This is a genomic window from Chitinophaga caseinilytica (assembly GCF_038396765.1).
GTDB classification, from domain to species: Bacteria; Bacteroidota; Bacteroidia; order Chitinophagales; family Chitinophagaceae; genus Chitinophaga; species Chitinophaga caseinilytica.
Map to the genome: position 1 here is coordinate 1,952,025 of NZ_CP150096.1, position 13,405 is coordinate 1,965,429.

General features: G+C 54.2%; 15 protein-coding genes. 2 read left to right on the forward strand and 13 right to left on the reverse strand.

The window, feature by feature from the left end:
- Positions 1–12: 12 nt before the first annotated feature.
- The 5 genes from WJU22_RS08385 to ubiE all read right to left on the reverse strand — a co-directional run bounded on the left by WJU22_RS08385 (position 13) and on the right by ubiE (position 5,791).
- Complete coding sequence (locus tag WJU22_RS08385; protein WP_341842788.1) at positions 13–1,590, reverse strand: YifB family Mg chelatase-like AAA ATPase; 1,578 nt, start codon at positions 1,588–1,590, stop codon at positions 13–15.
- Positions 1,591–1,628: 38 nt separating this feature from the next.
- The gene (locus WJU22_RS08390; protein ID WP_341842789.1) at positions 1,629–2,963 is read right to left on the reverse strand and encodes a MutS-related protein; all 1,335 of its coding nucleotides are present in this window, start codon (positions 2,961–2,963) and stop codon (positions 1,629–1,631) included.
- Positions 2,964–3,088: 125 nt separating this feature from the next.
- The gene (locus tag WJU22_RS08395) at positions 3,089–4,426 is read right to left on the reverse strand and encodes a dihydroorotase (RefSeq protein WP_341842790.1); all 1,338 of its coding nucleotides are present in this window, start codon (positions 4,424–4,426) and stop codon (positions 3,089–3,091) included.
- Between the two features lie 19 nt (positions 4,427–4,445).
- Positions 4,446–5,165 (reverse strand): porin family protein, encoded by a 720-nt coding sequence (locus WJU22_RS08400; RefSeq protein ID WP_341842791.1) that lies wholly within the window; start codon positions 5,163–5,165, stop codon positions 4,446–4,448.
- Positions 5,114–5,791: a bifunctional demethylmenaquinone methyltransferase/2-methoxy-6-polyprenyl-1,4-benzoquinol methylase UbiE gene (gene ubiE, locus WJU22_RS08405; protein WP_341842792.1), complete on the reverse strand. Its 678-nt coding sequence runs from the start codon at positions 5,789–5,791 to the stop codon at positions 5,114–5,116. Before ubiE ends, WJU22_RS08400 begins: the two co-directional genes overlap by 52 nt.
- Before the next feature lie 107 nt (positions 5,792–5,898).
- Between ubiE and yihA the strand changes: the two genes are divergently transcribed.
- Entirely contained in the window at positions 5,899–6,507 is a 609-nt protein-coding gene (gene yihA, locus WJU22_RS08410) for a ribosome biogenesis GTP-binding protein YihA/YsxC (protein WP_341842793.1), read from the forward strand.
- Here the strand turns inward: yihA and WJU22_RS08415 are convergent.
- The 4 genes from WJU22_RS08415 to WJU22_RS08430 all read right to left on the reverse strand — a co-directional run bounded on the left by WJU22_RS08415 (position 6,504) and on the right by WJU22_RS08430 (position 9,101).
- Positions 6,504–6,977 (reverse strand): ribonuclease H-like YkuK family protein, encoded by a 474-nt coding sequence (locus WJU22_RS08415; protein WP_126244957.1) that lies wholly within the window; start codon positions 6,975–6,977, stop codon positions 6,504–6,506. The two genes, yihA and WJU22_RS08415, sit on opposite strands and share 4 nt — an antisense overlap.
- 176 nt (positions 6,978–7,153) lie before the next feature.
- Entirely contained in the window at positions 7,154–7,522 is a 369-nt protein-coding gene (locus tag WJU22_RS08420; RefSeq protein ID WP_341842794.1) for a CoA-binding protein, read from the reverse strand.
- Positions 7,523–7,571: 49 nt separating this feature from the next.
- Positions 7,572–8,522: a TIGR01777 family oxidoreductase gene (locus WJU22_RS08425; protein WP_341842795.1), complete on the reverse strand. Its 951-nt coding sequence runs from the start codon at positions 8,520–8,522 to the stop codon at positions 7,572–7,574.
- A gap of 72 nt (positions 8,523–8,594) precedes the next feature.
- Positions 8,595–9,101, reverse strand: a complete 507-nt coding sequence (locus WJU22_RS08430) for a GbsR/MarR family transcriptional regulator (protein WP_341842796.1) — start codon at positions 9,099–9,101, stop codon at positions 8,595–8,597.
- 184 nt (positions 9,102–9,285) lie between these two features.
- Between WJU22_RS08430 and WJU22_RS08435 the strand changes: the two genes are divergently transcribed.
- Positions 9,286–9,636 carry a hypothetical protein gene (locus WJU22_RS08435; RefSeq protein ID WP_341842797.1) on the forward strand — a complete coding sequence of 117 codons (351 nt, stop codon included), beginning with the start codon at positions 9,286–9,288 and terminating at the stop codon, positions 9,634–9,636.
- Positions 9,637–9,744: 108 nt separating this feature from the next.
- Here the strand turns inward: WJU22_RS08435 and WJU22_RS08440 are convergent, their stop codons facing one another.
- From WJU22_RS08440 to WJU22_RS08455, 4 genes are all read right to left on the reverse strand, one after another.
- Positions 9,745–10,617, reverse strand: a complete 873-nt coding sequence (locus WJU22_RS08440; RefSeq protein ID WP_425165454.1) for a dihydrolipoamide acetyltransferase family protein — start codon at positions 10,615–10,617, stop codon at positions 9,745–9,747.
- The gene (locus WJU22_RS08445) at positions 10,539–11,393 is read right to left on the reverse strand and encodes a biotin/lipoyl-containing protein (RefSeq protein WP_341842799.1); all 855 of its coding nucleotides are present in this window, start codon (positions 11,391–11,393) and stop codon (positions 10,539–10,541) included. The genes WJU22_RS08440 and WJU22_RS08445 overlap by 79 nt, the downstream gene beginning before the upstream one ends.
- Before the next feature lie 105 nt (positions 11,394–11,498).
- Positions 11,499–12,227: a hypothetical protein gene (locus WJU22_RS08450; RefSeq protein ID WP_341842800.1), complete on the reverse strand. Its 729-nt coding sequence runs from the start codon at positions 12,225–12,227 to the stop codon at positions 11,499–11,501.
- Positions 12,217–13,368: a DNA polymerase III subunit gamma/tau gene (locus WJU22_RS08455; protein ID WP_341842801.1), complete on the reverse strand. Its 1,152-nt coding sequence runs from the start codon at positions 13,366–13,368 to the stop codon at positions 12,217–12,219. The genes WJU22_RS08450 and WJU22_RS08455 overlap by 11 nt, the downstream gene beginning before the upstream one ends.
- Between the last annotated feature and the right edge of the window lie 37 nt (positions 13,369–13,405).

Here is a 13,405-nt window from a genome sequence, read left to right on the forward strand (position 1 = left end):
CACGAAGGTGTGCTACATGGCCGTGCCCCAACTTGCCCGGTCCAGCGATCTGTATTGAATGGCATTGGCAATATGCCTGGGGGCGATGTCGGCACACGCTTCCAGGTCGGCAATGGTGCGCGCGACTTTGACGATCCTGTCGTATGCACGGGCACTTAGTTGCAGCCTGTTCATGGCATTGGAAAGCAATTGCTGCGCCTCCGGCCCCAGGTGACAAAACTTCTCCAAATGCGATCTGCTCATCTGGGCATTGCAGAACACCGCCGGCTGTCGTATCCTGTCTCGCTGAAGATCGGGAGCTGCTGCCATGCCGAAACGTTGCGACTGTAAGCTCCGCGCTTCCATCACCCGGCCCCTGATGACGGCGCTGGTTTCGGGTTTGTTGGTATCGGCCAGTGCGCCCGGATTCACGGGCATCACTTCCACATGCAGATCGATACGGTCCAGCAGCGGGCCGGAAATTCTGTTGAGGTATTTTTGAACGATGCCCGGAGGGCAGGTGCATACTTTGGTGGGGGATGGATGGTTGAAATTTCCGCACTTGCAATAATTCATAGCTGCAACCATTTGGAATTGCGCTGGGTACACGATCGATTGCCGCGCCCTGGACACGCTGACACAGCCCTCCTCCATGGGCTGCCGCAAAACCTCGAGCACGGAGCGCCGGTATTCGGGCAGTTCGTCGAGGAAAAGGATGCCGTGTTGCGCCAGCGAGATTTCTCCGGGCTGGGGAATGCTCCCGCCGCCCACCATCGCCATTTCGCTGATGGTATGGTGCGGAGAACGGAAGGGGCGGGAAGTGAGCACACCGTTCGCAGCGTCGAGTTTCCCCGCTACGGAATGGATGCGCGTGGTTTCGAGGGCTTCGGCCAGCGTGAGCGGTGGTAAAATTGTAGGGAGCCTCCGTGCCAGCATCGTCTTGCCTGCGCCGGGAGGCCCCACCAGCAAGATGTTGTGGCCGCCCGCCGCGGCGATCTCCATCGCCCGCTTGATCGTTTCCTGCCCTTTCACTTCCGAAAAATCAAGCCCCTCCGGAAAGCCCGGCTGGTAAGCGGTCGGCGGCTCGGGACTTCGCGCTTCCTTTCCTTCGAGAAAAGCCAAAACCTCCCGCACGTGCGACATGCCATACACGTCGATCCCTTCCACCATCGCCGCTTCCAGCGCATTCTGACAGGGCAGTACCATGCCGGAGAACCCTTCCTGCCGGGCGCGCATGGCCATCGGCAAAGCCCCGCGCACAGGGCGCAACGTCCCGTCCAGCCCCAATTCCCCCATGATAACGAACCGTTCCACCGGCTGCTGGAAAACCGCCTGTTCGGAGGCCGCCAAAATCCCCAGCGCGATGGGCAGATCATACGCGGCGCCTGCCTTGCGGATATCCGCCGGCGCCATGTTCACCACCGTTCGCAATCGGGGCATGCGGTAACCGATGTTCTTGATCACGGTTTCTATCCGGTATTCGCTTTCCTTGACGGCATTGTCTGGCAGGCCCACCAGGCAAAACCGCGTGCCCTGGCCTACATTGACTTCAATTGTAATGGTAATGGCATCCACGCCGTGAATGGCGCTGCCGAAAATTCTGACGAGCATTGGGAACAAACAATGTTAGTGAAACATGAAGATAGGGATTAATCCATCTTCATGTTGTTCAGCAATTCGATTACTTTTTCCTTTCTCAAAATGAGGTAACCGATCTTTTCTTTCGCGATGCCATCGCGCAGCTCGTAAGTAAAATGCAGGTTGTCGTCGATGACTTCCGATTGGAAATATTTGAAAATGATCTTCGGTTCTTCCCGTAATTCTTCCGCGATTTCGTAGAGGTGTGTCGATAGAATGTAGAGGCAGCGCCGGTTCTGGAGCAATCCGCGGATCACGGCGAGCGAACAGTTTTTCGCGTCTTCCACATTGGTGCCCTTGAACATTTCATCGATCAGGATCAGCCAGTTTTTGCCGTCGCTGATTTTGATGATGGTATTTTTGATGCGCTGTACTTCGTTGTAGAAATAACTTTCGCCTTTGAAGATGTTGTCTTTCACGTCGATGTTCGACAGGATGCCGTGGAAGAAACTCAGCGTCATGGATTTTGCCGGAACGCCCATGCCCAGGTGCGCCAGGAACACGGAAATCCCCACGGCTTTGATGAACGTCGTCTTGCCCGCCATATTCGCGCCGGTAAGGAATATAAACCCTCTGTCCGGCTCCATCGTTACATCGTACGCCACGGGTTGCGGCAGAATGAGATGATACAATTGTTGGATGGCGATGTGCGGTTTGATCTCTTCCGTGAACATCGGGAAATGCAGCCCGAACCGCAGGATGGCCTGCGCCATGCTCTGGTACGCATCCAGCTGCGTATAGATTTCCGTCAGCTCCCACAATACCTTTTTATACTTCTTGCGGATGGCACGGTCGTACCGGAGGATCTCGCGGGAATTGAGCGCCCCGTCGTCATCCAGCTGAACGATGGCGTGGAATTCGTCTTTGTTGATGAGCACGCGCGCCCTTTCCAGCAACATGCGGAGATTGGTGGGTGCCGTTTCGATTTCGATTTCTTCCGTGAGCGACCGGAAGCCGCGGATGAGGTTGAGCAGTTGTTCGAACGAAAATTTGATGAACCCGAAATCAGGGGCGTAAATCGTTTTGGTGACGAGGGTGTTGATGTACAACGCCAGGCCGCCGCTGCTGGATATCGGTTCGATATCCGCGTTGAGGTAATTCTCCACTACCACGATGGTGCCGTTGCTGATGGCTTTGGGCCAGGCTTTCTCGTTCTCCAGGAGGTATTGCAGCATTTGCTGGCGGTTGTGGATGGAGGCGATGTCTTTCAGCGGCTGGCCGAACAGTTTGCGCAGGTATTCCCGCCCGCCGGCAGTGGTGGTGAAATCCAGTTTGTGGAATAGTGAATATTCGTCTTCACGGTTGAAGATCGAAAGGTCGAGGTAGGTTGTTTTGTCCAGCTCCATGCACAGGCGTTTTCGTGAAATTACAATGAATCAATCTAACGGGAAAGATGCCGGCCCCGGAATTTTCCATAAAAAAAGCGCCGCCGTTGCCGGGGCGCTTCGTGTATGGATGGGTTGAGATCCGCTTAGGCGTTGAATAACAGGCGTTGGCCGCACTGTTGTTCGTTGAACGTCCCGTTTTCGTAGGCGAGGTGCCCGCTCACGAAAGTATGGGTCACGGCTGCGGGGAAGGCATGCCCTTCGAAGGGGCTCCAGCCGCATTTGTAGTAAATGTTGTCTTTGGAAACGTTGGTCGCGGCGTTCAGATCCACGATCACGGCATCGGCCCAGTAGCCCTCGCGCAGGAAGCCTCTTTCCCGGATGCGGAAACATTCTGCCGGTGCGTGGCTCATCTTGCGCACGAGCTGCTCTATGGTGAAACGCCCTGCCTTCACCTGTTCCAGCATCATGAGCAGGCTATGCTGCACGAGCGGAACGCCGGAAGGCGCCTGCAGGTAAGGCTGTTGTTTCTCTTCCCAGGTATGCGGCGCATGATCGGTGGCGATAATGTCGAGCCGGTCGTCCAGCAAACCTTTCCACAGGGCTTCCCGGTTGCTGGCGGCCTTGATGGCGGGGTTGCATTTGATGAGGTTGCCGTATTGCGCATAATCATCGGCCGAAAACCAGAGGTGATGCACGCACACTTCCGCCGTGATCCGTTTTTCGGAAAGCGGTTTCATGTTGCTGAAAAGCTGCAGTTCCTTTTCGGTGGAAATATGGAGGATGTGCAGGCGCGAGTTGTGCTTCATGGCGAACTGAACGGCTACGAGCGACGATTCAAAGCAGGCTTCCTCGTTGCGGATCAGCGGATGGTCGGCCGCGGTGAGCTGGTCGCCTTTCGCTTTTTTGAATTCCTCCATGTTGTGGCGGATGATCTTCTCATCTTCGCAATGCGTGGCAATGAGGAGCTCTGTTCCGCCGAAGATTTTCTCCAGGGTAAGGAAATTGTCGACGAGCATGTTGCCGGTAGACGAGCCCATGAATATTTTCACGCCGCAAACGCGGTCTTTTTTGGCGTTGGTTTTCAGTACTTCCTCGGCATTGTCGTTGGCTACGCCCATGAAAAAGCTGTAGTTGGCGAGGGAGGTGCGGGCGGCGATGTCGTATTTTTCTTCGAGGCGTTCCTGGGTAACGGCTTCGGGCTTGGTGTTGGGCATTTCCATGAAGGAAGTGGTGCCCCCGGCCACGGCGGCCCTGGCTTCGTGGCGGATGTCTGCCTTGTGGGTGAGGCCGGGCTCGCGGAAATGCACCTGGTCGTCGATGACGCCGGGCAGGAGGTGTTTGCCCGTTCCGTCGATTTCACGGCCGGTTTCCCCGATCTGCGGCGCTATTTTTTCGATGCGGCCGTTGCGGATGAGGACGTCGCCCACGGTGGTAGACCCTTCGTTAACGATGGATATATTCTTGATGATGGTGTTTTGCATGCCGCAAAGGTAAATATTTTTACCCTTGCAGATGGATGGAAAACACGATGGTGCGGGTATTGAGCTGGTCGAGGACGCGGGAGTACCGGAGGTTCGGGTCTTTCACGTGGACATCGTTCAAGCCGTTGCTGATCTTGAATTCGGGAGTGAAGATGAAGGAAGGGAAGTAAATTTCAAAGCCGGCGCCCACTTCGTATCCGTAGGCGGTCTTGTTGATTTTTACGAGATCTTCCGCCCGGCGGAGCCCTTTGTTGGACGCCAGGTCGTAATCGAGCTTCATCCCGGCGATCGTGTACACGCGGAGGTTGCCAATGCGGTCGGATTTGAATTTGATCTGGAGGGGGAAGGAAGCGGTGATGGATTCCACTTTCTTTTCGGTAGTCCTTTCAGGATAATTCTCCTTGTAGGAAAGGTTTTTATTGGCGAAGAACAGTTGCGGATTGAAGCGGAGGTCGAACCGGTGGTTGAACCGGAGGTTCGCCAGCAGGCCTACGTTGAAGCCGATGGTTTTGAGGGGCTCGGCTACCATGATGGAATCCTGTTTGAGGAAAATATCACTGTGAGTGAGGCGCAGGTGGCTTTGGTTCACCGCGAGGGTGATGCCGAAATAATAGGGTTTGCCGTCGTGTTCTTCCATATTGAGCTGCGCCTTGGCGGGCAGGGCTGCGAGGAAGAAAACGGCCAGCGTCAGCGGGTGGCGCAGTAAACGGAACAGATCCCGAAAGTAAGCGTTTTGCATGTAACGTCTTGAAAACCAACTTTTTTAAGGATATCGCACATCTCCTGGCCTTGCGGCATCTCTTTCACGGAACTCGGAAGGTACGAATAGGCCGCTTTGTTGCGGGCTACGAGCTTACCGATCGTCGGTGTAATATAACGAAAATAAAAATTATATAATTGTTTGACGGGGAAAGCTGTCGGGTTGGAGAATTCGAGGATAACGGCCATGCCGCCTGGTTTGAGGACGCGACACATTTCGCCGAGGCCTTTTGCCAGGTTTTCGAAGTTCCGGACGCCGAAGGCCGCCGTTATGGCATCAAACGTTGCATCGGGAAAACTTATTGTTTCGGAGTCGCCCGTTTGCAGGGTGATTTTATCGCTGAAACCGGCTTTCGCTACTTTTTCCCGGCCAATTTCGAGCATACCTTCAGAAATATCGATGCCGGTGATATGGTCGGGGGCGAGCATCCGTTGGGCCATGATGGCCACATCGCCGGTGCCGGTGGCTACGTCGAGCAGGGATTTGGGGGCCAGGGGCTTCAGTTTCCGGAGGGCTACTTTCCGCCACCAGACGTCGATCCCGAGGCTCATGAAATGGTTCATGAAATCGTAGCGGCCGGCAATATCGTTGAACATGCTGGCCATCTGCTCCTTCTTGCTTAATTTTGACCCTTCAAAAGGAACCACTTTCTGTACGTCTTTGCTCGTCATAATGGGGCAAAGGTAACAGAGGGGCCGCAAATGGAAAAATTATGGTGATCAAATCTGCAGAATACCTCATCAGCAACGTCGACTGGCAAAAATGCCCTGTGGCCGACAAACCGGAATACGCCTTCATCGGCCGTTCCAACGTCGGGAAATCGAGCCTGATCAACTTGCTGACCAGCAGGGAAAAACTGGCGAAAACCTCGGGTACGCCGGGCAAAACGCAGCTGATCAACCACTTCCTGATCAATAATCAATGGTACCTGGTGGATTTGCCGGGATATGGCTTCGCCAAGGTATCGCAGGGGCAGCGTAAATCGTGGGAGCGGATGATCGAAGATTATTTGCGGAAAAGACCGAACCTCATGAATGTGTTCGTGCTGATAGACAGCCGGCATACGCCGCAGAAGCTCGATATCGATTTCATCAACCAGCTCGGGGAGTGGAACATTCCGTTCCAGCTGGTGTTCACGAAGGCAGACAAAAATACGCAGCTGGAAACCAGCCGTAATACGAAAGCATTTCTTAACAAGCTGCGCGAAACCTGGCAGTTCCTGCCCGCAAGCTATGTCACTTCAACGGTTAAAAAGACGGGCCGCGATCAGATCCTGGCGTTTATCGAGGAAATGAACGCGCGCTTCCAGGGGATTGCCTAATTCACGATCTTGTTGGCGCAGGAGCTGCTGGCAAAGGCTTCCGGCTTGGCCTTGAAGGCGAAGCCCATCCCCAGGATGTAGCCCATGGCCTCGCGCAGCGCCAGGTTGCTCTTGAATTGCGGATTGGTGTTGATGTCTGCATGCACTTCCATGTCCACATCATAATCGGTGAACAGGTCGCACAATTCATAGGCGATCTCGATGCTGCGGGCCACTTCCACGAGCATCCGCTCCTTGATGGAATAAACGTCCCGCGTTTTTTCGTTGTGAATGAACATGAACCCGCCATGGCCTTCGCGCAGGAAAACGATCACGGTGGCGAATTCGGTTTCCAGGCCCTTGACCTGGGAATCCGTACCGATGCAGACCTTTAATTTGTGCCCACGACCGGTTTCCCGGACGATGGCACGCCGCACTTCCTCCTTAATGGGCAGGTGAATGGGTTCACCATTGAATCTTCTCCATTTCATACAGGAATGTTTTAACGGTGATGCGTAAACGATGTGCCTTGCTGATAGTCTTTGTGCCGGTCTCCTGGGTTAAGCCTTTGTATTTGGAATTATTCGAATATACGAAATTTAACTGCAGCAGTAGTTTATCTGGCAGCGGGGAAGATGGTTTGGGGAAATCGTGTGGATTGTGAAGGTCAGAATTGCCCGGTGCTCAGCAGCACGAGGGTGCAGGCTTGTTGGGGGATGATACCGTTTTCCCGGGCCAGGGTTTCCAGTTCCGGGTTTTCGGTGCCGGGGTTGAAAATGATCCTTTTCGGATGGAGGCTGAGGATGTAATCGTAATACTGCACCTGGTTCATGGGATTGAGGTACAACGTCACCGTATCCACACCGCTCAGTGCCGGATGTTCATCCGTAATCGGCGTGTCGCCGATGGAACCGGTGCGCTTGCCGATGGCGGTAACCGGGTGGCCATGCGCCCGGAGCCGCGTAACGGCCAGATATCCGTATCGTTCGGGATTGGGCGAAGCGCCGAGCACAACCGTGTGTTTAGGTGTATCCATACTGTAAAGTTAAGGTTCTACGGATAGGCACACAAAAGTTATACCACCCTTAGAAAAGATGGTACCGTTTGCGGGGCAAGACGCCTTTCACCTGCAGCAATGCGCCCTCCAGCACGGGATATCTGAACGCATAACCGGCCTTCAGCACCCTGACAGGCAATACCCACCTGCTTTTCAACAAAAGCTCAGTTTCCGTACCGATCAGTGCCGCACCGATGTGCAACATCCAGGCAGGTGCCGGCAACCCGAAATTATGTCCGTAGACTTTCCGCAAAGTGGCCGTAAAGCCTCGGTTGTCTGTCGGCTGCGGAGAACTGCAATTATACACCCCGTTACATTCCCCGTGTTCTATTAAGAATTCCAACATCCCCGCCACATCGGTGATATGCACCCAGCTGAATTTCTGTTTCCCGCTGCCCTGGTGCCCGCCCAGGCCGAATTTCAGGAGGTTGAGGTAAGGCTCCATCACACCGCCCTGTGCGCCGATCACGATCGCCATGCGAAGGATGATCTTGCGCGTTTGCGGTGTATCCTGACTGTTGAATACGCTTTCCCAGCGCTGGCATACCTGTACGGAGAAGTCGCTGTGGAATTCGCCGGTATATTCGTCCATGGGCCGGTCTTCCGCATGCCGGTATATTGTGGCCGATCCGGCGTTGACCCATAGCGCCGGAGCTTTTTTGCAAAGACGGACGGCCTCGCCCAGCGCTTCGGTGCTGCGCGTCCGGCTATCGAAAATCTCGTTTTTGTTGGCGGGGGTATACCGGCAATTGACGCTTTTGCCGCAGAGGTTGAGCAGGAGGTCTGCGCCTTCGAGTGCCTGCGTCCAGGCGCCCTGTGTGGCGCCGTCCCAATGGAGGTAGGTAACATTGCCATGCGCCGGGGGCGCCGGTTGGCTGCGGGTCAGGATAACGATGAAGTTGTTCACTCCCCATTCCTCCACCAATCCTTTCCCGATGAAACCGGCGCCGCCGGCGATGACAATGCGTTTATTTCTCATAATATTGAAAATTCAGAAACAATTGAAATATATGGTCAGATGAAAGTCCATCTATGGAATGTCTTAAAAAAATCAGCGGATCACTTTCATGAGGGTGCTGTAGAACCAGTTTTCTTCAGACTTGATGAACGCGTTGAGGGCGGCATCTGTCTGGTGGGCGAATTTCTGGATATTCTGCATCGTGTCCCGGAAGGCGCGGACGTTTTTGTCTTTCGGGTCCCCTTCCACTTTACTGAGTTGGAGGAGGACTTTCAGGATGGGGTCGAGCTCGCGTTTTTTCCTTTCCCTGGCGATGGCGGTCCCTACTTTCCAGATATCTTTTTCGGCGACGAAGAACTCTTTTCTTTCGCCGGGCACGAGTACTTTTTCCACGATTCCCCAGTTCATCAGTTCACGCACGTTCATATTGACGTTCCCGCGCGAGATATCGAGGCCGGTCATGATGTCTTCGGCGCTCAGGGGTTCGGGAGCGATCAGCAGCAGCGCGTGAATCTGGGCCATGGTCCGGTTCACGCCCCACTGGGCGCCCAACAATCCCCATGTCTGGATGAACTGCGCTTTGGCTTCTGGCAATTTCATATATCAAATGTAGGATAAGTTATTGAACTTTCAAAACTTTTTGAAAATTAAATGTTTTAATCGATAGATGCATTGGAGTAAAAATTCGAGAAAAGGGTGAAATATTTATGTTTATATAATATCATAAAGTGATGATTTTGTATCAAAGTGATCAGTACATTTGCAACCCTAAAACGATTGAATAATGAGCAACGAAAATTTAGCGATGCTATATGAAGATGTGGCCCTGATTGCGTTTGAGAAGCAAATGAGAGGCAGTGATCCTTTTAAATTAGGTGATGCGAATCATTGGGATTTGCTGAAGAACGAAGTCAGCGGTGTAGAAGGTTTTAATGTTAAGTTCGCGCTTTCCTATGCAGTTCGGAAATTACTAATCTCGTTAAAAGATGAAGTAAATGCAGCGGAAAAACTGGACGACCTGCATGAAAGAATTGTCCTTGCGAAACATTATCATGAGTTGGCTGATTCATTGAACGAAGTGCATCAATGGCAACAACATTTAAAGGCGCAACAAGTAGTTGATAGTGGCAAGTAAACATTTATCGTAAGCGGAGCGACGAATCGCTCCGTTTTTTAGGGGCTAATCAATAAAAAAGCGCCTCCCGCTGGGGAGGCGCTGTATGGCAGATGATTGTTGCTTTGGTTATACCAGCATGTTTACCGGGTTCTCGAGGAAGTTCTTCACGGTAACGAGGAAGCGGGAACCTACAGCGCCGTCTACCGTACGGTGGTCGCAGCTGAGGGTAACTTTCATCACGTTGGTGGTTTTGAACTGTCCTTTATCGGCAACCACGATCTCCTTGATGGCGCCAACTGCGAGGATGGCGGAATCGGGGGAGTTGATGATGGCGGTGAACGATTCGATGCCCATCATACCCAGGTTAGACACCGTGAAGGTATTGCCGGAGTAATCGTTCGGCTGGAGTTTCTTGTTTTTGGCTTTGTCGGCCAGGGATTTGGCTTCCGCAGCGATCTGGGAGAAGCTTTTCTGGTCGGCGAAGCGGATCACGGGAACGATCAGGCCTTCATCCACGGCAACGGCGGAGCCTACGTGGATGTGTTGGTTGTAGCGGATCACGTCTCCTCTCCAGCTGCTGTTTACGTCTGGATGCTGGCGGAGGGCCATGGCGCAGGCCTTGATGACCATATCGTTGAAGGAAACCTTGGCGGGGGAGATTTTATTGATGGCTTCGCGGGCTGCCATGGCGTTGTCCATGTTGATTTCCATGGTCAGGTAGAAGTGCGGCGCCTGGAATTTGCTTTCGCTCAGGCGGCGTGCGATGGCTTTGCGCATCTGGCTAACGGGCACTTCGTTGAAGCTTTCTTCACCGATAGCTGCGAAGGCGGCCACCTGCGGAGCGGGGGCACCAGCAGCAGGAGCGGCGGCAGGTGCAGCGGGAGCTGCTTTACCGGGCACAAAGCTGTCTACGTCGCGTTTTACGATACGGCCATTGTCGCCGGAACCGGGCACCTGGTTGATGTCGATCCCTTTTTCTTCCGCCAGCTTGCGGGCCAGGGAGAAGCTTTCACACGGCCATCCGCAGAGGCTGCGGCGGGAGCGGAGGCTGCAGGGGCCGATGCTGCTGCGGGAGCGGCTTCGGTTTGAGCTGCGGCCGCGGGCGCTGCACCACCGGATTGTTCGGCGGAGAGGATGGCGTCCACATTGGTGCCTTTCTTGCCGACGATAGCGATGATGCCGTTTACTTTGGCGACATTCCCTTCGGGGATGCCGATATGGAGAAGCGTACCGTCTGCATACCCGATCACTTCCATGGTCGCCTTATCGGTTTCCACTTCTGCGAGCACGTCGTCAGATTTTACGGTATCGCCCACTTTTTTATTCCATGCTACGATCTTGCCTTCCGTCATGGTATCGCTCAGGAGCGGCATGCGGATCACGGTAGCGTTTTTGAGGGCTTCGTCCAGCGCGCCTTTATCTACAGCGGGAGCTGCGGCGGCAGGAGCGGCTGCTTCGGCCTTGGGAGCGGGAGCGGCGGCCTGGGCTGCAGGAGCAGGAGCGGCGCCTCCATCGAGGAGCGATTTGAAATCTTCTCCCGGTTTGCCGATGATGGCGATGATCTCGTTCACCTTAGCGGCTTTCCCTTTTTCCACGCCGATGTATAATACGGTTCCGTCCACGTATGGCATAACCTCCATGGTAGCCTTGTCGGTTTCCACTTCGGCAATTACATCGTCCGATTTTACGGTATCGCCTACCTTTTTATGCCATTCCGCGATCACCCCTTCTGTCATCGTATCACTTAAAAGGGGCATTCTGATAACTTCTGCCATAGTGTTTCTTCGAAATTTTGCCCAAACCTACAAGTTTTTGCGCAAAAACGCAAAGGATGCAGTGTAAGGGAGTTTAAAAATAGTCGTTCCCAAAGGGATGTTACGTTAAAAATCGAGTTCCATGTTGAGACGTTCGCGCAGTTCCTTTACCAGGGGGTATTTTTCCATCATCCGTACAAATTGTTCCTTGCTGGAAAGCGGCACCGGGCCGGTGTCTACCTCAGACTGGCGCGTTTCGTCGAGCGAAAGGGTCAGAATGAGGTCCTTATTCCGGAATTTCTGCTTGAAAAACTCGGAAATTTCGAGTTTTTCCTCTTCCATGAAGCGGTACTGAACGATGTTCCTGCTGGTGATATTGATCTCTTCGGGGCCTCTCAGCTCGGTTTGGGCCAGCTGGAGGTTGCCTACCACGGTCATTTTATTGGCTTGCCTGAACCGGTCGATGAATTCGTCCCAATACACGGCAACGGCGCCGGCGGTAAGGGGGATGGATTCTTTGACAACGGCGTTGGCGTTTTGCTGCTGTTTGGCGGCCAGGGCTTCCTTCATGGCGGCGAGCCCGGTCATTTTGGGCTTCGGCGCACCGTTCCCTGCTGCCGGCGGAGGCGCAGACGCAACCGGGTTGGGCGCGGGCGCGGGTTTCGGGGCCGGCGGCGTAGGGGCCGGGGCCTGAACGGGCTGCACGGGTTGTGCGGGTTGTGCGGGCCTTGCTGCGCCAGACTCGATAGTGAGTTTAGGCTCAGGCGGCGTGATTGTTTTGCTGGTGGCCGGTTTGCCGTAGATCGGTGTGGGGAGCGGGGCCCTCAGGCGCTGGGGAGCCCCTTCAGGAATCAAGTTTTTTTACCACTTCGCCCGTCTGCTCATTGCTCACGAGCGTCACCGCCTGTTGGAGGTAACACAGCCGGATAAGGGCCATTTCCACGTGCAGGCGCTTGTTCCGCGCCATCCGGTACCCGATTTCGGTATCGTTCAGCAATTGCAGGGCCGTTACAATGAAAGGCGCACTCAGGCGGCCGCTCATCTGGCGGTAGCGGTCTTTCAGGTTGGCAGACACTTCCATGAGGTGGAGCACCTTTTCATCCTTGCAAACCAATAAGTTACGCAGGAATTCGGCCAGGCCGCCCAGGAAGTTGTCGCCCTCGAAACCCTTTTGCAGGATTTCGTCGAATATCAGCAACGAGCCCGCGATATCCTGGTGCAGCACCCCTTCCATGATCCGGAAGAAGTAGTCGTAATCGAGGATATTGAGGTGCTCGAGGGTATTTTGATAAGTAAGCTGCCCGCCGGTAAAGCTCACGATCTTGTCCAGCGTACTAAGCGAATCGCGCATGCAGCCGTCCGTTTTCTGGGCGATGAGGTGCAGGGCGTCTCCCTCTGCGGAAAGCTGCTCTTTGTTCACGATCTCCTGCAAATGGTCTACCGTGTCCTGGATCGTGATCCGCCGGAAGTCGAAAATCTGGCAGCGAGACAGGATGGTGGGCAGGATTTTGTGCTTTTCGGTGGTGGCGAGGATGAAGATGGCGTAAGACGGCGGTTCTTCGAGCGTTTTCAGGAACGCGTTGAAGGCCGACGAGCTGAGCATGTGCACCTCATCTATGATATATATCTTGTATTTACCAGCCTGGGGGGCAAAGCGCACCTGGTCTACCAGGGTCCGGATATCGTCTACCGAGTTATTGGACGCGGCGTCGAGCTCATGGATGTTGAAAGAGCTGCCTTCATTGAACGTGCGGCAGGAGTTACATTCGTTACACGCTTCGCCGTCTGCCTGGAGGTTCTCGCAGTTGATCGTCTTGGCGAGGATCCTGGCGCAGGTGGTTTTACCCACGCCCCTGGGCCCGCAAAACAGGAAGGCATGCGCCAGCTGGTTATTGCGGATGGCATTCTTGAGAGTGGTGGTGATGTGGGCCTGGCCTACTACCGTCGAGAAGTTCTGTGGGCGGTACTTACGGGCCGATACGATAAAATTTTCCATGATGGGCGTCGCTCCTTTCCAAAAGTCGAAAGTAACG